The following is a 16994-nucleotide window of genomic DNA, read 5'->3' as shown; positions in this document are numbered from 1 at the left end:
CGCGACCTCAGACGAAGAGGTTCGCCCGCTCGAGATCTTCCGCGAAGTCGATCTCGACCGCATAGAGATCCGAGATGTCCAGCGGCACGACGCGCACGCCGTCTTCGGCGATGGCCAGTTCCAATCCGCGCTCGAAGTAATCCTGATCACCTACCCGGGTCAACTGGCGCATGAACGCCCGCTTGTCGCGCGAGGAAATGTAGTTGATCCCGACGGCTTCGCCGATGCCACGCTCGACGGTCTTCGACAGCTCGTCGATGTGTCCGTCGGCGGTGACGGTGTACTTGACTTCTTCGTCGCTGACCTTCGACGTGTTGACGGTGACGAACGATTGGTCTGCCTCGATGTGGGCGATCGCCCGCCCGAGTACCCGCGGGTCGAAAACGACGTCGCCGTTCATCCAGAGCACGCCGGAACGGCCGGTGTTGGCCAGCCCGCGCAGCAGGCTCTTCGATGTGTTGGTCTGGTCGTAGCGGTCGTTGTACACGTAGTCGACGTTGGGAAACGCGTCAACGATCGACTCCGCGCGGTATCCGACGACGGTCGTGATTTTTGCGTCCGAGCCGAACGCGGCGCGGATGTTGTCGTGCTGCTGCCGCATGATGCTGCGACCGTCGCTCAGCTCAGTGAGGGGCTTGGGCAAAGCGCGACCGAGTCGCGAACCCATGCCTGCGGCGAGGATAATGGTCTGAAGGGTCAAAGTCTGCTCCTGAAAGTGGGCGGTTCATCGTCGGTTAACCGACGGGACACCCCTTCGTGCCGATCTCATGGTAGCGAGTGGGGCTGGGAAGGACCAGAAATTCTCCCGGCTGTTGCGGATTCGTGATGTGCTGAGTATTCGCTGTTCGCCCACACTGCCTTACCGTGCTGTCTGCCTTGCTTGGTAGGTTGGATCGATGACAGCATCTCTGCCGGCGCCGAATGACCGTGATCCGCAAGAGACGGATTCGACTGTCTCCGCGCCCATCGTCCGGCTTTCTGCAGCCGCAGGGCGATTGATCAAGCAGAAGTCAGGTCCGTCCCGGCCGTCTGTTTCGGGCGCCCCCGAGGACCCCGCCGTCGGGGAAGAGAGCTCGGATGCTGACACGGACACAGACGCCGGGTTGATCATCCCGCCCAAGCCGCCCCTGCCGGCATGGGCGCAACCGTCACCCTCCAGCGATGACGCGGCCGATCCCGATCCGGCCGTCTCGGACGGGGAACTCGTCAGCCCTGAGCCTGAGCCTGAGCCTGAGCCTGAGCCTGAGCCTGATGATTCTTCGACGGGATCGGCGCCCGCCTTGGTCGAGGTGGACGGCGTGTTTGAGCAGCAGGCAGCGTCCGGTGAGGATGTGCTGGTGCTGAGAGGCGTCACCAAGCGCTTCGGTGATGTCGCCGCAGTTGATGGGATCGACCTCACCATCCCCGCGGGTTCGTTCTATGGAATCGTTGGGCCGAACGGCGCTGGCAAGACGACGACGCTGTCGATGATCGCCGGACTTCTTGCCCCCGATAAGGGCAGTATTCGAGTTGCTGGGTTGGACGCGGCATCCGATCCCCGCGGAGTCAAGCAGTTGATGGGCGTGCTGCCCGATCGGCTGCGGACTTTCGATCGCCTGACCGGCCGGCAGCTTCTCTACTACTACGGCGTGCTGCGCGGGCTCAAACCGGCCGTCGCAGAGAGCCGCACGGCCGATCTGTCTCGCGCGTTCGATCTGACCGACGCCCTCGGGCGTGTGGTGTCGGACTACTCCGCCGGCATGCTGAAGAAGGTCATGCTGGCCGGCGCGTTGATCCACTCGCCGCGCCTCTTGGTCTTGGATGAGCCGTTCGAGGCTGTGGACCCGGTTTCCAGCGCGGTGATCATCGACATTCTCAACACGTACGTCGCGCACGGTGGCACGGTCATCCTGTCGAGCCACGGCATGGAATTGGTCGAGCGCATGTGCAGCCGAGTCGCGGTGATCGTCGCGGGGCAGGTTCTTGCAGAAGGCACCGTTGATGAGGTGCGAGGAGAGCTGACGCTCGAACAGCGATTCGTCGAGTTGGCCGGCGGGCTCAGTGACGTGGAGGGCCTGGAGTGGTTGCACACGTTCTCCGACTGAGGCTTGCGCTGCTGGTCGGTGCGTTCCGCGGTGACATCGTCGATGTGAGCCGTACGGTTGTGCAATACCTTGTGGTTGCCGGTGCGACGGCCGCCGGGTGCTGGGCTTTGTTGTCGTTGCGCGACTCGCCGGTGGAAGTGGCACTCACGGTGACGGTGCTGGCTGGCTCGGCGGCGACCGTGGGGTTCGCCTTGTCGCCTTTGATCGGCGCGGCAAGCGACCCGCTCGACCCCCGACGATTCGCCGTGGTCGGGCCGGCACCCGGTCCTCTTGCGGGTGCTCTCGCTATGGCCGGCATGATCAGCGTTCCGGTCATCGCACTGGCAGCCCTGGCGATCAGCACCGGGGTCATGTGGTCGTCGTTCGGCGCGCCCGTGGCGACGACCGTGATCGGCGGGGCGCTTGGCGTGATCACCTGCTCGCTCGCAGCTCGCGTCTGCTTGGCTGCGGCGTCTCTGTTTTTGAAGGAGCGGCAGTCCCGTGAACTGACAGGGCTTTTCCTCCTGCTCATCATCATCGTGGTGGTGCCCGCGGGAGTCTTCTTGTCCTCGCTGGAATGGGAAGGGATTGTCCCATCGCAGCTCTCTGAAGCCGTCCAGTTGCTGGCGATCACCCCGCTGGGTGCGGCATGGGCTTATCCCGGTCTCATCGTCGTGGGAAACCCCGCCTCGACCACAGCGATCCTCGTCGCGCTCGCCACAATCGTCGTCTTGGTCGCGCTGTGGGTCTTGCTCGTGCGGCGTACGCTCACGACCACAGAGCGCCCACTCGCGGTGCGCGAGCGGCGCGGCCTCGGTTGGTTCGCAGTTGCGCCCGGAACGCCCGGCGGCGCCATCGCCGCACGGAGTCTGCTGTATTGGCTCAACGATCAGCGCTACCTCATGAATTTGCTGGTGATCCCGGTCGCCGCGGCGGCGACCACGGTGCCGCTACTCGTGGCGGGCGTGGCGCCCGAAACGGTTGCGCTTGTGCCGGTGCCATTCGCGGCTCTGTTCCTCGGTTGGCTCGTGCACAACGACGTGGCTTACGACTCCACGGCCGTGTGGATGCACTTCGCCAGCGGCGTGCGCGGTCTGGCTGACCGCGTCGGGCGACTGGTGCCGGTGTTTCTCATCGGCACACCCGCGTTGGCGGTAGCGATCCCGATCGCTGTGTCGTTGCACGGTCGTTGGTCAATTCTTCCTGCCATGATCGGGCTGTGCGCGTGCCTGTTCCTCACGGGTCTCGGCTTGTCGAGCATCGCATCGGCGGCAGCCCCGTACCCGGTTTCGCGCCCCGGTGATAGCCCGTTTCGTCAGCCGGCGCGTACCGGTTCGACGCCGTTCCTGTCGCAGGGGATGGTGCTGCTCGGCGTTCTGCTGTTGAGTGCCCCGGTGTTCTGGTGGTCATGGCTCGCCATCGAGGACCCCACGTCTGCAGACCGTGCCCTGTGGGGCGGGGTCGGTATCGGGTGCGGAACGTTGGTGTTCGGCGTCGCCATCGGCGCGGCCGTCTTCGAACGACGCAGCGGTCGCCTGATGGAGTTCGCCGAAGCGACGTGATCGTCTGTGCACGACCCATTCCGCGCCCCAACCGGCCTGAGTCACGGGTACACTGACGGCATGAGCACCCCCCTCGACAGCCCCGATCAGGGCGGCTTGGCCACCCTCGACCGAGAGCTCGAAGAGCTCATCCAAGAAGAGAACATCGAACCCGGTGACCACGAGCGCTTCTCGCATTATGTGAAGAAGGACAAGATTCTCGAGTCCGCTCTCACGGGAAAGCCGGTGCGGGCGCTGTGCGGCAAGAAGTGGACTCCGGGCCGCGACCCCGAGAAGTTTCCGGTGTGCCCGACGTGTAAAGAGATCTACGAGTCGCTCGGCGGCTGACCCTCCATATCGACGTCGACGTACACGGTCGGTAGGGCCGGCTCGGAACGGCTCAGCGCAAGCCCGCGCAGGGGCAGCTCTCGCCGAACCGCGCGATGGTGATCGCGCGCTGCCTGCACGCCCGATGGCCCCTCGAAGTCGGTGATCACCTCACCGGAGCGCACCAGCGCGTGATGAAGCGGGCGGGCGCCTTCGGGTGCGTCCGGCGAAGCGAGGGACTCGAAGGCCGACGCGACCAGGATCAGTTCTCCGGTCGCGGTGCCGCCTTCCAAGGTGCGGAACGCGGATTTCCGTCCGCCATGGGACGCCTTGTTCGTTGATGCCTTGGCGACTGACACCCAGCCGCCGGCGGGATCCTCGCGTGCCACCAGCTTGTAAACCATCCCGGCCGTCGGGCTCCCTGCCCCCGTGACCACGGACGTTCCCACGCCGTACGAGTCGACCGGCGAGGCGGCAAGTGCCGCGATGGCGTGCTCGTCGAGGTCGCTGGTGACGGTGATCTTGGTGTGCGTGGCACCGAGGTGGTCGAGTTGTTCGCGAACGGCCGAGGCAACAGAGGGAAGGTCGCCGGAATCGAGCCTCACGCCACCGAGTTCGGTCCCTGCCACACGGATCGCGGTATCGACGCCTGTGCGCGTGTCGTACGTATCGACGAGCAGGGTAGTCTCCACGCCGAGCGCAGCTATCTGCGCGCGAAAGGCGTCCTCCTCCGAGTCGTGGAGCAACGTCCAGGCGTGCGCGGCGGTTCCCATCGTGGGGATGCCCCACCGTCGCCCGGCTTCAAGATTCGAGGTGGCGCCGAATCCTGCGATGTAGGCGGCGCGTGCCGCAGCTACCGCAGACTCCTCTCCGGCGCGTCGCGAACCCATCTCAGCGAGAGGACGCTCACCCGCTGCCACACTCATGCGCGCTGCGGCGGTAGCGATGGCCGAGTCATGATTGAGCACGCTCAGTGCGAGGGTCTCAAGCACGACTGCCTCGGCGAAGGTACCCTCCACAACGAGCACAGGGGAACCAGGAAAGTAGAGTTCGCCCTCGCGATACCCCGTGATCGAGCCGGTGAAACGGTAGTTCTCCAGGAACGCCAGGGTCTCGGCATCCACCACCTTCTCGTCGGCCAGAAAGCGGAGTTCATCCTCACCGAACTGGAAGTCGCGGATCAACGACAGGAGGCGCCCGGTGCCGGCGACCACGCCGTACCGCCGGCCCCCGGGCAGGCGACGCCCGAACACCTCGAACACGCACCGCCGCTGGGCGGTGCCATCGCGCAGGGCTGCGCCCAGCATGGTCAGTTCATAGCGGTCGGTATACAGGGCAGTGCTCACGGGCGCGGCGCTCATAGCGAAAGCCTACTGACGCTGGCGTAGGCTGAGTGATCGTGAATGACGCCCCCATCGGAATCTTCGACTCCGGAGTCGGTGGCCTCACTGTCGCGCGGGCTATCTCGGCGCTGTTGCCACAAGAATCACTGGTGTACATCGGAGACACGGCGCACTCGCCCTACGGTCCGAAGCCCATCGCCGACGTGCGTCGGTACTCGCTGGAGATCCTCGACACCCTCGTCGATCAGGGTGTGAAGATGCTCGTTATTGCATGCAACACTGCCTCATCGGCGATGCTGCGCGACGCGCGGGAGCGCTATGACGTCCCGGTGGTCGAGGTCATTGGCCCGGCCGTGCGTACGGCGATGTCGACCACGCGCAACGGAAGGGTCGGCGTCATCGGCACGGTTGGCACGATCGGTTCTCGCGCGTATCAGGACATGCTCGAGGTGAATGAGCGCCTCACCGTGTTCGCGCAAGCGTGCCCGCGGTTCGTCGAGTTCGTCGAAGACGGTGTCACCGGGTCTGCCGAAGTGCTGACTGTCGCGGAGGAGTACCTTTCACCTTTGCGACACGCCGGGGTTGACACGCTCGTACTCGGCTGCACGCACTACCCGTTCCTCGAGGGGGCGATCAGCTACGTGATGGGACCGGACGTCAGTTTGGTCTCAAGTGACAGCGAGACAGCCAAAGACGTGTATCGCCAGCTGGTTTCGCGAGATCTTCTCGCAGGACCGGATGCCACGCCCCGCCACATCTACGAGGCCACCGGGACCTCGGCAGACGATTTCGTCCGCCTTGCCCACAGGCTGATGGGCCGTGAGGTGCGTGACGTCCAGCTCGTACAGACGGGCGCCATCGATCTTCCCGTTCGCAGCGCACAGCCGCTGTCGTGAACTGAGTACCGAAGAACCCACCGAGGAGAGACATGAGCGACATTGTCCGCGCAGACGGCCGCGCAACCGACGACCTGCGAGAGATCACGATCGAGCGGGGGTGGAGCGCTCACGCGGAGGGTTCGGCCTTGATCTCGTTCGGGGGCACCAAGGTTCTGTGCACGGCATCCTTCACCAACGGGGTTCCGCGCTGGCTCACCGGCAAGGGGAAGGGCTGGGTCACCGCGGAGTACGCGATGCTTCCGCGAGCGACGAACTCGCGCAACGATCGCGAGGCCGTGCGCGGCAAGATCGGCGGCAGGACGCACGAGATCTCGCGACTCATCGGCCGCGCTCTGCGTGCCGTGGTCGATACGAAGGCACTGGGTGAAAACACCATCGTCATCGACTGCGATGTGTTGCAGGCGGATGGCGGCACTCGAACCGCTGCGATCACGGGGGCCTATGTGGCGCTCGTGGACGCCATCGAGTGGGGGCGGTCGAAGAAGTTCATCGGGCAGAAAGCCACCCCGCTCATTGACTCGGTCTCTGCGGTATCGGTCGGCATCATCGATGGGGAGCCGATGCTCGACCTCGCCTACGTCGAAGATGTGCGCGCCGAGACGGACATGAACGTGGTTGTCACCGGTCGCGGACTGTTCGTCGAAGTGCAAGGCACGGCGGAAGGCGCGCCGTTCGACAAGCGCGAACTCGATGCGCTGCTCGAATTGGGCGTGAACGGCTGTGCGCAGCTGCGCGACATCCAGGTCGCTTCTCTGGCCGCTGCGGGGGAGTGACCGTGACAGAGCCGACATCGTCTCGTGCGGTTGTCTTGGCGACGCACAACGCGCACAAGGTGGCCGAGTTCCAGGCGATCGTTGCGGCGACTCGGCCGGACCTGAAGGTGGTCGCGTATGACGGGCCCGAACCCGTCGAGGACGGGATCACATTCGCTCAGAACGCCCTGATCAAGGCCCGCGCGGCCGCTGCGCACACGGGACTTCCTGCGCTGGCCGATGATTCCGGGATCTGCGTCGATGTGCTCGGCGGTGCACCCGGCGTCTTCTCGGCGTACTGGGCGGGGCACGCCAAAGACGGCGCCGCAAACGTCGCGCTCCTCCTTGACCAACTCTCTGACATCGCTGAGGAGCATCGCGCTGCGCAGTTCGTTTCGACGATCGCGTTGGTCTCGCCTGATGGCACGGAGCACGTCGTCGAAGGCATCTGGCCGGGCATGCTTGCGACCGAACCATCGGGGGCGGGCGGCTTCGGTTACGACCCGGTGTTCATCCCGGACGGGCAAGGTGGGTCCCCGCGAACGGTGGGAGAGTGGACCGCCGAGGACAAGAATGCGCAGTCGCATCGCGCGCGAGCGTTCGTCGCACTGGGTCCGCTCCTCGCCGATCTCTGAGTACTGACGCTGAGAATCACACTCATTCCCGACTAGTCGACACGGGGTCTCTCACAGCCCTCGCGCGCATAGCCTTGGGGCATGCACGACCACGCACCTCGCGGCATCCGTCACTCCAGCAACCGGCGGCTTCTTGCCCTTTCGCTGGCAATAACGGCGACGGTCATGGCGGCGCAGATCATCGGCGCGATTGTCTCTGGGTCTCTTGCGCTGCTCGCCGACGCGGTGCACATGTTCACCGATGCCGCGGCGCTTGTCATCGCACTGGTCGCCAGCGCGATCGCTGCTCGCCCGGCGACGGAGCGCAACACGTTCGGGTTCCAGCGTGCAGAGGTTCTCGGAGCTCTCGTGAATGCGATCATCCTGATCGTGTTGTCGGTGTGGGTTGCCGTTGAAGGGATCTCCCGGCTGGTCTCTCCGGCTGCTGTCGAGGTCGAGGGCGGCTTCATGCTCGTGGTGGCTGTTGTGGGACTCGGCGCCAATGCCGTGGCGATGTGGCTGCTCAGCGCGGCGCAGCGGACCAACATCAACGTGCGCGGCGCGTATCTGGAAGTCCTGGGTGATCTCATCGGCTCGCTGGCAGTGATCATTGCGGCTGTTGTCATCGTGCTTACCGGTTGGGTTCAAGCCGACGCGATCGCTTCGCTGGCGATTGCGGCGATGATCGTCCCGCGGGCGATCGGGCTGCTTCGCGAAGTCGTCCATGTCCTGGCGGAATCAGCGCCCTCGGGTACTGCGGTCGGTGAGATCCGGGAGCACATTCTGACCACGGAGGGCGTGGTGGATTGCCACGATGTCCACGTGTGGCAACTCACGCGCGGTGCGCCGGTATTCAGCGCGCACGTGGTCGTCGCCGATGAGGTGTGGGAGCACGGTCATGCTCCCGCGGTGTTGAGTCGGCTGCAGGAGTGCCTCGCTTCGCATTTCGACGTGGAGCATTCGACCTTTCAACTCGAACCGGCCGGGCACGTCGAACACGATGCCCACGCGTGAGCTACTCCCGACGTACGTCGTCCACGGACTTGTCCGGGCGCAGGCCGCGCCAGCGGGCGTGTCTGAGCATGCCCGCCGGCGTGATCTCGGCGTACTCGACTTCGCCCACGAACTCCGCTCGAACCCACCGCGCATCCGATGCGTCCGTTGCCGGCACACCGTGGAATGGGTTGCTGTCGGAGCGCACAGGCTCAAGGAGCGTGCGGAGCCGACCGAGCTCGGCGTCTGAGAAGCCCGATCCCACCCTCCCGGCATAGCGAATGCCCACGCCGTCTGGGATGCCGACCAAGAGCGAGCCGATGGTATGTGCCTTTCCGGGGCGGATTGCCCCGATCACCACTTCCTGCGTCTTGGTGCGCTTGACCTTGAGCCAATCTGACGAGCGGATGCCGCGCTGATAGCGAGACGCAGGGTTTTTCACCATGACACCTTCGAGCCCGAATCGGTCGGCAGCGGCCAGTGCATCATCGACGTCCTCCAACACCGGCGGGACGATGATCGGAGCCTTCGCATCAGCGACGAACTGTTCCAACAGTGACCGGCGTTGCGCGAGAGTCAGCGAAGCGGTGTCGCGTCCGTCGAGAGAGAGCAGGTCGAACAAGTAGTAGCGCACGGGCGTGCGGGCGGCCTCGCGGCTGATCGCGTGGCGGTTGCTCAGGTTCATGCGCGACTGCAGGCGCGTAAAACTCGGCTGCCCCTTCTCGTCGGTTGCGATGATTTCGCCGTCGAGAACGGCGGGGACGGCGCCCAGGCCCAGCGGGACGGCAGTGAGATCGGGATACGTTGCCGTCACGTCATTGCCATTTCGGGTGAGCAGCGCCAGTTCCCCGCCGCTCCAGAGCCCGATGGCGCGAATCCCGTCCCATTTGATTTCTGCCCAGCTCGCCCCGGAGCTTCGCCGCCACCGTTCGGCCGTCGCGCGGGCAATCCCCGGTGTGGCGGCGGTTGCCAGCATGGGGCGTACGTCCCCCCATGGTGGTGGGGGAGCGCTTTCTGCCGGCACGGGGGTGGGGTGCGTGCGCGCAGGGGCGGCTGCGCCGGCATCCGACTTCATCCGATGCAACAACCACGTCGACTTCTCGCCTACGCCGTCGGTCCGGATGAGTGCGAGCCTGACCCTCCCCAGGGGCCCGCCCGGCTGGCCTTCCGCGACGAAAATGATCTCGTCATCGCGCCACTTCTCGAGCGTGAAGCGACCCGTGTCCCAGATCGACATGACGCCCGCGCCGTATTGACCGTCGGGGATGACTCCGGAGAAATCGAGATACTCCATCGGGTGATCCTCGGTCTTTACGGCCAGAGCATTGCGTGTCGTTGTCTCGGGTATGCCCTTGGGCACAGCCCAACTCGCGAGTACTCCGTCATGTTCGAGTCGCAGGTCCCAGTGAAGTCGCGAAGCGTGGTGTTCCTGAATGACGAAGCGCGGCCGGGGGTCCGCGGTGGGTGCTGCGACGTGTCCCAAGGCGTTGTGCGGCATGGGCTCGGGCGTTCGCCCGGCGGTTCGCTTCGACAGATACGTCGCCAGGGGGCCGTGGGCATCTGCACGCCCACCGGCATGGAAGCCGAGCGCCGCCAGCGGGTCGCCGGACTCGTCAACACGGCGGAGTACGGCATCCAGCGTCAGGTGCGCGAGGGCGGGATCGTCGAGTTCTCCCCACGTGCGTGGTGCCGCGACCGTGGGCGTGGCCCGGCCGCGAAGCGAGTATGGGGCAATAGTCGTCTTGGCGGCGTTGTTCTGGCTCCAGTCGATGAAGACGCGGCCCGGCCGTGAGGCTTTCGTCATCTGACTGACGACGAGGTCCGGATGATCGGCTTCGAGCGATCGGGCGAGCTCTTTCGCGACCTGGGATGCCTGCTCGCTCGTGTATGCGAGCGGCAGTGGCGCATACAGATGGATGCCCTTGCTGCCGCTCGTGACCGGATACGGGTCCAGCCCCATCCCCAGAAGGATGTCCTTCGCCCATCGCGCGACCTGAGCGCACTCGACGAGGCCGACGCCCGGCCCGGGATCCAGATCGAGCACGAGCCGATCGGGCGGACCCTTCTCACCCTGCGAGTCGAACCGCCATTGCGGCACGTGCAGTTCGAGGCTGGCCACCTGCGCGAGGTACACGAGTGTGGGGACATCGCCGACCAGGGGGTAGTGCTTAGTCCCCGTCGAGTGGGGGATCGGCAACCGGCGAATCCAAGATGGTGCGCCCTGCTCAAGGTCCTTCGCGAAGAACCACGGACCCGGCTGTTCGGCCGTGCCGACACCCTCCGGCCAGCGCTTCCGCGTCACCGGTCTGCCGATGAGATGCGGAATCATCACGGGTGCCACTCGTGTGTAGTAGTCGATCACCTCGCCCTTGGTGGTACCCGTGGCGGGGTACATGACCTTGTCGAGATTCGTCAGCCTCAGGCGTCGGCCGTCAATCCGAACGAGCTGTTCGGCAGCGGCATCCGGCGACGACATGCGCCCAGATTAGTGCCGTTCACTTCTGTGGCGGCACAGCCACTAGTCACGAAGGCTGTGACAGGTGTGTACTGGTGTGATGAGGGCGATATGGAAGGGTGCGCTGACGTTCGGTCTGGTCAACGTGCCGGTGAAGGTCTACTCGGCCACCGAAGATCATGATGTGTCGCTGCACCAGGTGCACGCGGCCGACGGTGGGCGCATCCGTTACCAGCGAATCTGCGAGCTGGACGGTGAAGTGGTTCCCTACCAGGAGATCGACCGCGCCTACGACGACGGCGAGCGCACGGTGATCTTGACCAAGTCCGATTTCGCGTCTTTGCCGTCGGAGCGGTCGCGTGAGATCGATGTGGTCGAGTTCGTCCCCAGCGAGCAGGTGGATCTCCTCACGCTCGACAAGGCCTACTACCTTGAGCCCGACTCGGCGTCGCCCAAGGCATACGTGCTGCTGCGCAAGACGCTCGAGCAGACCGACCGCACGGCTATCGTTCGGTTTTCGCTGCGGCAGAAGACCCGGTTGGCGGCATTGCGGGTGCGCGGTGAGGTTCTCGTCCTTCAGACGCTCCTGTGGGCCGACGAAGTGCGTGACGCGGCCTTCCCGTCGTTGGACGAGTCCGTGCGCATCTCGGCGAAAGAGCTTGAGCTTTCGGCGTCTCTGGTGGAGAGCTTCTCGAGCGATTTCGACCCGTCGGCGTTCACCGACGAGTATCAGCAAGAGCTACGCACCCTGATCGATGCCAAACTCGAGCAAGGAGACGCCCTCGACACGTCCGCGACGTTCGGAACACACGAAGAGTCGGATGCCGGTGCCGAAGTGATCGATCTCATGGACGCGCTACGAGCCAGCGTCGAGCGTTCGCGTGCGGCACGCAAGAACGATGCGTCGAGCGAATCCGACCCCTCGGCTACGAAGAGCGTGAAAAAGTCGGCGTCTGCCTGACTCCGGTCAGCGCTCGTCGTCGCGTTCGGGCCCGCGCTCGAACACGTCCGCGTCGAGGACGAGGTCGGCGGCTTCGTCCTCGTCGGTGACGACGTCTTCTCCGGCTGCGGCGGCGTTGCGAGCCTTGCGTTGTTCGGCGAGGTAGTGCCACAGGGTCACGACCGCGGTACCCCCCACCGCGACGAGCAGGATCAGATCGATGTACTGCTGCACGAACCACGCGACCGGCGGGATGAAACCCAGCAGATACCCTGCCATCGTCAACCCGAAACCCCAGAGCACGGCGCCGATCAGGTTGAAGAGTGTGTAACGCCCCTTGTGCATGTGACCGACACCGGCGGCCACGGGGGCGAACGTGCGGACGATCGGAACGAACCTTGCCAGGATGATCGTGAGGCCGCCGAAGCGCTCAAAGAACGCATTGGTCCGCTCGACGTTTTTCACGCTGAAGAGGCCGGATTCCTTGCGCTCGAAGATCGCTGGGCCCGCTTTGTGGCCGATGAGGTATCCCACCTCGCCGCCGACAAACGCGGAGAGGCCGATCAGTAGCGAGACCCACCAGATATTGAGCCCGAAGACATTGCTGGTGTGGGTGAGAAGGCCCGAGATGATCAGCAGAGTGTCACCGGGAAGGAGGAACCCTACGAGGAGTCCCGTCTCGGCAAAGACGATGAAGCACACCACCGCAAGAGCCCATGGACCCGCCGCAGCGATGATCGTTTCTGGGTCAAGCCAGGGGATGAGTGCAATGTGGTGCACGATGGGGTGTCCCGTCGGATGCTGCGGCGGATACTGCTCGGCTACGGTGAGCGACCAAGCTCGTGCGGAAGGTGGGACTTGAACCCACACGCCCGGAGGCACAGGAACCTAAATCCTGCGTGTCTGCCAATTTCACCACTCCCGCGAGTGAGAACAGTCTAATGGTCGCGAAGACACGGTGTTCCGGGGGCTGACCCCCCGAGGGCTGCTACGTCGCTGGTCGGTGTGCTGTGGATAACTTTCAGTGGCACGTTCGCCCAGTTGTCAAGATGCTGGAGTGACTCCGGCAGACGCACCCACGGCATTGGTCGCCGAACGCGTGCGCGAGCGGCTCCGGTTGGAGCAGGCCGACCTCACGCGCGACCGTGACGTTGCTGCGCAGATCGCGTGGAGCGAAGTGCGCCGACACAACGACTTCGCCCTCGCGCGTGGGCTTGCCCCCGTGGACGACGAGTCCGCGTGCGTGCGAGATGTGCTGGCCAGCGTCACCGGATACGGTCCGCTGCAGCAGTTCCTCGACGACCCATCCGTCGAGGAGTTGTGGATTAACGCGCCTGACCGGATCTTTGTCGCACGGGGTGGTGTACCCGAACGCGTGCCGCTCACGCTCACGGATGCAGTCGTGCGTGACCTGGTGGAGCGGATGCTGCATTCGAGCGGTCGTCGGGTAGACCTCTCGCAGCCGTTCGTGGATGCGTCGTTGCCCGATGGCTCTCGACTTCATGTGGTCATTCCTGACATTACCCGCCGGCACTGGGCGGTCAACGTTCGCAAGTTCCTGCCGCAATTCGGCGACATGGATCGTCTCGTCGCGATCGGCGCGGTCCCGCCCATCGCCGCGCGGATCCTGGTGGATGCCATGGCCGCAGGGAAGTCCGTGCTTGTCTCCGGGGCTACGCACGCGGGCAAAACGACTCTCTTGAGCGCGATGCTCTCTGCATGTGCACCTGGAACGCGCATCGTCACCGTAGAAGAGACCTTTGAGTTGGCCATTGCCGCCACCGACATCGTTTCGTTGCAAGGGCGCCAGCCCAGCCTCGAAGGCACAGGCGAGGTGTCGCTACGACGGCTCGTCAAAGAAGCGCTGCGCATGCGTCCCGACCGGCTGGTCGTCGGGGAGGTGCGTGACGCGGAGGCTCTTGACCTGCTGTTGGCGCTCAACACAGGCGTGCCGGGAGCAGCGACGATTCACGCGAACAGCGCTCGCGATGCTCTCGGCAAACTGGCGTCGCTCCCACTGTTGGCGGGCCGCAACATTGATTCCGCCTTCGTTGTCCCGGCTGTTGCAGCGTCGGTGGATCTCGTGGCACATGTCGAACGGAGCGTGGACGGGAGCCGCCGACTCGCGGAGATCATCGCGCCCGAGCGCACGGATGGCTCGGCGATCTTGGCTCGTACGCTATTCCGAGCGGAGTCAGCATGATCGTGCTGTGGGGAGCGCTCTTGGGTGCAGGCCTGTTGTTGATCGCATCACCGTGGTTGTGGCCCGTTAGAGCATCAGCTGTCGAGCGGAACACACCTCCGCATCGCCTGGCTCGCCTCCTGGAGGACGCAGGTCTGCCACGGGTATCGCCAGCGGCGATCAGAGTTGCCTGCGCCATGCTTGCCGCGTGTGCAGCCGCTACCGTGTGGCTCCTGACACAGGTGCCCGCCCTCGCTGTGCTGGCCGCATGCGCCGGGGCGAGCGCGCCGGTCGTCTGGCTGCGCGCGCGGCGCACGCGACTCATCGCCTCTCGGCGTGCGCTGTGGGCCGACGTCTGCGATTTGTTGATCGCGTCAGTGCGCGCCGGCATGTCCCTCCCGGATGCGGTGAGTGCGTTGGCTTCATCGTCCCCAGCCGCGCTGCGGCCAGCGTTTGCCGGATTCGCGCGCGACATCGCGGCATCCGGTCACTTCGACTCTGCCGCCTTGCGGCTGAAGTCCGCGCTCGCTGACCCGGTAGCTGACCGCATTGTTGAGACGTTGCGGATGGCGCGCCAAGTCGGCGGCTCCGAGCTGAGCGGTGTGCTGAGGGCACTGGCGGCGTCGGTGCGGGCCGACGCAACACTGAGATCAGAAGTGGAGGCGCGACAGTCGTGGGTGCGTGGCGCGGCGATCCTGGGCGTGACAGCCCCATGGGTGATTCTCCTGTTGCTGGCTACCCGTCCTGAGGGCGTGCGAGCGTACGGCAGCCCCGAGGGCGTGGTGTTGGTCATCGTCGGCGCCGCCGTGTCTTTCGTCGCCTATCGGGTCATGATCGCCATCGGGCGGCTCCCGGAAGCGAAGCGGTGGTTCGCATGATCGACTTCACCTCGTTGGCATACGCGGTCGTCCTCGGCACCGCCCTTGGCCTGGGCGTCTGTTTGGTGGTGTCACGTGCGCCCCGCTGGGGTGCCCCGTCGCTGTCTCGCAGGCTCGCTCCGTACGTGCGCGATGTCACAGACCCCCGAGGAATCGCTCCCGTGGCGACTCCGGTTGTGGGCGCCGACGCCGTCTGGCTGCGCCTACGTGATCACGTCGCTCGCCTGGTGGGCGGCGATGACGCGCTCGCACGCCGTCTCCGGCGTGCCGGTCGTGCACCCGATGTTTCGGTGTTTCGCGGTCAGCAGCTCGTGTGGGCACTTGGCGGGGCGGGCGCCGGTGCCGCGGGAGCGGTCGCGCTGACCCTCGCGGGGAGAGGCGGAGTTGCAACGTGGCTGCTCGCAGGGGTCGGCGGCGTTGCGGGTTTTCTCGCGTGCGACATGCTGCTCTCGCGTGCCGCCCGCATGCGCGCGGCGCGCATCGAGGAGGAACTCCCGACCATCCTCGAGTTCTTGGCTCTGTGTCTGTCGGCGGGCGAAGGCATCCTTGATTCGCTCCGACGCGTCAGTGCAATGGGAACCGGTGACTTCACCCGCGAGCTGCGCGCGACGGTTTTGGCAGTGGGCACGGGTTCGCCACTGTCGACGTCACTGACGGAGATGTCGACGAACCTTGACGTGCCCGCAGTGTCACGAAGTGTCGACCATCTCGTGTCAGCGATTGACCGCGGCGCGCCTTTGGCTCAGGTTCTTCACGCGCAAGCGCTGGACGCACGCGAAGAGGCGAAGCGATCTCTTATCGAGCGAGCGGGAAAAAACGAGATCTACATGCTGATTCCGCTGGTGCTCGTGATCCTGCCGCTGAGCGTCCTATTCGCAGTATTTCCCGGCATCTTCATGCTCAGGCTCGGTGTCGGCTGACGCAGGTTGCGCCTGCCCAATTGGAGGAGAGAAATGTTCCACTCGCTGCTTAATCGGCTCACAGATCGGCTTCGCGACCGCGTCTCAACGGTCGTTCAGGACGAACGGGGAGACGTGCCGGGATGGGTGCTCATCACGCTCATGACCGCCGGACTGGTCGTCGTGATTTGGGCACTCGCTGGCCCAGCGCTCGCGGGTCTGTTCGAGCAGGCGATCGAAAGCGTTTCCGGGTTCTGATCGATGACGAGCGGAGGGCGCAGGGGGGACGACGACGAGGGCTCGAGTCCGGTCGAGTTCGTGCTCGTCGGAGCGCTACTCACGATCTTGACCCTCGCAATCCTCCAGCTCGGGCTGTCGGTCTACGTACGCAACGTGGTGCATGACGCGGCCGTGGAAGGCGCCTACCACGCGGCCTTGGCTGACACGTCCCTCGCGGACGGCGCTGAGCGAACCCGCCAGATCATCACACGTACGGTGGGCGCGGAATACGCCAACACCATCACCGCTCGTGAGACGGGCACTCTCGGGCTCGCCGCGATCGAAGTCCATGTCGTGACGACCCTGCCGCTGGTGGGTCTGTTCGGCGCTCCGAACGCATTGGAGGTTGTCGCTCATGCGCCGGCCGAATCCTTCGACTGACTCCGAATCTGGTGCCGCCGTGCTCGAGTTCATTCTCGTCGGTCTCGTGCTGTTGGTGCCGCTGGTATATCTCGTCATCACGCTCGGATCGATCCAGGGGCAGAGCCTCGGGGCCGAAGCAGGTGCGCGCCACATCGCCCGAGCGATCGCGCTCAGTTCTGACAGCGATGAGGCTCGTGATCGCACCGACCGCATCCTCGCGGCGGTCGTGGAGGAGTACGGCATCGATGACAGCGCAGTCGAGATCGCTCTGCACTGCCGTCCGGCCAGCGCGGACTGTCCTTCTGCCGGTGCGACCGTTGTGGTGACCGTCCGTACGTCGGTATCGCTGCCTCTCGTGCCACCGGTGCTCGGTCTGGACCGGATAGCGAGCGTTCCTGTCGAGGCATCGTCGGCCCAAAAGGTCTCCCGCTTCTGGGGCGTGGGGTCGTGATTTATGCTCCGACCC

The 16994-nt window shown here is 65.2% G+C and carries 18 protein-coding genes and 1 tRNA gene; 14 read left to right on the top strand and 5 right to left on the bottom strand.

The window, feature by feature from the left end:
* Positions 1 to 7 precede the first annotated feature (7 nt).
* Positions 8 to 700, bottom strand: coding sequence for a phosphocholine cytidylyltransferase family protein (locus ON062_RS03220; RefSeq protein WP_274645684.1), 693 nt, complete (start codon positions 698 to 700; stop codon positions 8 to 10).
* Between the two features lie 196 nt (positions 701 to 896).
* On the opposite strand from ON062_RS03220, the gene ON062_RS03215 reads away from it, so the two are divergent.
* From ON062_RS03215 to ON062_RS03205, 3 genes are read left to right on the top strand one after another with little or no spacing between them, the layout of a single operon-like run.
* On the top strand, positions 897 to 2084 hold the full coding sequence (locus ON062_RS03215; protein WP_306802175.1) for an ABC transporter ATP-binding protein: 1188 nt from the start codon (positions 897 to 899) through the stop codon (positions 2082 to 2084).
* Positions 2060 to 3625, top strand: coding sequence for a hypothetical protein (locus ON062_RS03210; protein ID WP_274645683.1), 1566 nt, complete (start codon positions 2060 to 2062; stop codon positions 3623 to 3625). Before ON062_RS03215 ends, ON062_RS03210 begins: the two co-directional genes overlap by 25 nt.
* A 60-nt stretch (positions 3626 to 3685) precedes the next feature.
* Positions 3686 to 3952, top strand: coding sequence for a DUF3039 domain-containing protein (locus ON062_RS03205; RefSeq protein WP_274645682.1), 267 nt, complete (start codon positions 3686 to 3688; stop codon positions 3950 to 3952).
* Here the strand turns inward: ON062_RS03205 and ON062_RS03200 are convergent.
* Complete coding sequence (locus ON062_RS03200; protein WP_274645681.1) at positions 3931 to 5292, bottom strand: nicotinate phosphoribosyltransferase; 1362 nt, start codon at positions 5290 to 5292, stop codon at positions 3931 to 3933. The genes ON062_RS03205 and ON062_RS03200 overlap by 22 nt on opposite strands.
* A 38-nt stretch (positions 5293 to 5330) precedes the next feature.
* Between ON062_RS03200 and murI the strand changes: the two genes are divergently transcribed.
* The 4 genes from murI (at position 5331) to ON062_RS03180 (ending at position 8553) form a co-directional block, all read left to right on the top strand.
* A complete protein-coding gene (gene murI / locus ON062_RS03195; protein ID WP_274645680.1) occupies positions 5331 to 6170 on the top strand; it encodes a glutamate racemase in 840 nt (279 codons plus the stop codon).
* Positions 6171 to 6202: 32 nt separating this feature from the next.
* The gene (gene rph / locus ON062_RS03190; protein ID WP_274645679.1) at positions 6203 to 6946 is read left to right on the top strand and encodes a ribonuclease PH; all 744 of its coding nucleotides are present in this window, start codon (positions 6203 to 6205) and stop codon (positions 6944 to 6946) included.
* A 2-nt stretch (positions 6947 to 6948) separates the two neighbouring features.
* Positions 6949 to 7560 (top strand): RdgB/HAM1 family non-canonical purine NTP pyrophosphatase, encoded by a 612-nt coding sequence (gene rdgB, locus ON062_RS03185; protein ID WP_274645678.1) that lies wholly within the window; start codon positions 6949 to 6951, stop codon positions 7558 to 7560.
* A gap of 81 nt (positions 7561 to 7641) precedes the next feature.
* The gene (locus ON062_RS03180) at positions 7642 to 8553 is read left to right on the top strand and encodes a cation diffusion facilitator family transporter (protein ID WP_274645677.1); all 912 of its coding nucleotides are present in this window, start codon (positions 7642 to 7644) and stop codon (positions 8551 to 8553) included.
* 1 nt (position 8554) lies between these two features.
* Here ON062_RS03180 and ON062_RS03175 read toward each other — a convergent pair whose 3' ends face one another.
* Positions 8555 to 11008: an ATP-dependent DNA ligase gene (locus tag ON062_RS03175; protein WP_274645676.1), complete on the bottom strand. Its 2454-nt coding sequence runs from the start codon at positions 11006 to 11008 to the stop codon at positions 8555 to 8557.
* 79 nt (positions 11009 to 11087) lie between these two features.
* Here ON062_RS03175 and ON062_RS03170 point away from each other — a divergent pair, with 79 nt between their 5' ends.
* Complete coding sequence (locus ON062_RS03170; protein ID WP_274645675.1) at positions 11088 to 11948, top strand: Ku protein; 861 nt, start codon at positions 11088 to 11090, stop codon at positions 11946 to 11948.
* Between the two features lie 6 nt (positions 11949 to 11954).
* Here ON062_RS03170 and ON062_RS03165 read toward each other — a convergent pair whose 3' ends face one another.
* Together ON062_RS03165 and ON062_RS03160 are read right to left on the bottom strand one after the other, a co-directional pair.
* Positions 11955 to 12707, bottom strand: a complete 753-nt coding sequence (locus tag ON062_RS03165; RefSeq protein ID WP_274645674.1) for a DedA family protein — start codon at positions 12705 to 12707, stop codon at positions 11955 to 11957.
* Between the two features lie 63 nt (positions 12708 to 12770).
* Positions 12771 to 12852 (bottom strand) — tRNA-Leu (locus tag ON062_RS03160).
* A 132-nt stretch (positions 12853 to 12984) separates the two neighbouring features.
* On the opposite strand from ON062_RS03160, the gene ON062_RS03155 reads away from it, so the two are divergent.
* The 6 genes from ON062_RS03155 (at position 12985) to ON062_RS03130 (ending at position 16979) form a co-directional block, all read left to right on the top strand.
* Positions 12985 to 14130 carry a CpaF family protein gene (locus tag ON062_RS03155; protein WP_274645673.1) on the top strand — a complete coding sequence of 382 codons (1146 nt, stop codon included), beginning with the start codon at positions 12985 to 12987 and terminating at the stop codon, positions 14128 to 14130.
* A 176-nt stretch (positions 14131 to 14306) separates the two neighbouring features.
* Entirely contained in the window at positions 14307 to 14987 is a 681-nt protein-coding gene (locus ON062_RS03150; protein WP_306802174.1) for a type II secretion system F family protein, read from the top strand.
* Positions 14984 to 15907, top strand: a complete 924-nt coding sequence (locus ON062_RS03145) for a type II secretion system F family protein (protein ID WP_274645671.1) — start codon at positions 14984 to 14986, stop codon at positions 15905 to 15907. Before ON062_RS03150 ends, ON062_RS03145 begins: the two co-directional genes overlap by 4 nt.
* A 33-nt stretch (positions 15908 to 15940) precedes the next feature.
* Positions 15941 to 16144: a hypothetical protein gene (locus ON062_RS03140; protein WP_274645670.1), complete on the top strand. Its 204-nt coding sequence runs from the start codon at positions 15941 to 15943 to the stop codon at positions 16142 to 16144.
* Positions 16145 to 16147: 3 nt separating this feature from the next.
* The gene (locus ON062_RS03135) at positions 16148 to 16546 is read left to right on the top strand and encodes a TadE/TadG family type IV pilus assembly protein (RefSeq protein WP_274645669.1); all 399 of its coding nucleotides are present in this window, start codon (positions 16148 to 16150) and stop codon (positions 16544 to 16546) included.
* A 19-nt stretch (positions 16547 to 16565) separates the two neighbouring features.
* Complete coding sequence (locus tag ON062_RS03130) at positions 16566 to 16979, top strand: TadE family protein (RefSeq protein WP_274645668.1); 414 nt, start codon at positions 16566 to 16568, stop codon at positions 16977 to 16979.
* The last annotated feature ends 15 nt before the right edge of the window (positions 16980 to 16994 follow it).

It is taken from the genome of Microbacterium sp. C7(2022) (genome assembly GCF_028823665.1).
Taxonomy (GTDB): Bacteria; Actinomycetota; Actinomycetes; order Actinomycetales; family Microbacteriaceae; genus Microbacterium.
This window is presented reverse-complemented; position numbering and strand designations above follow the sequence as displayed.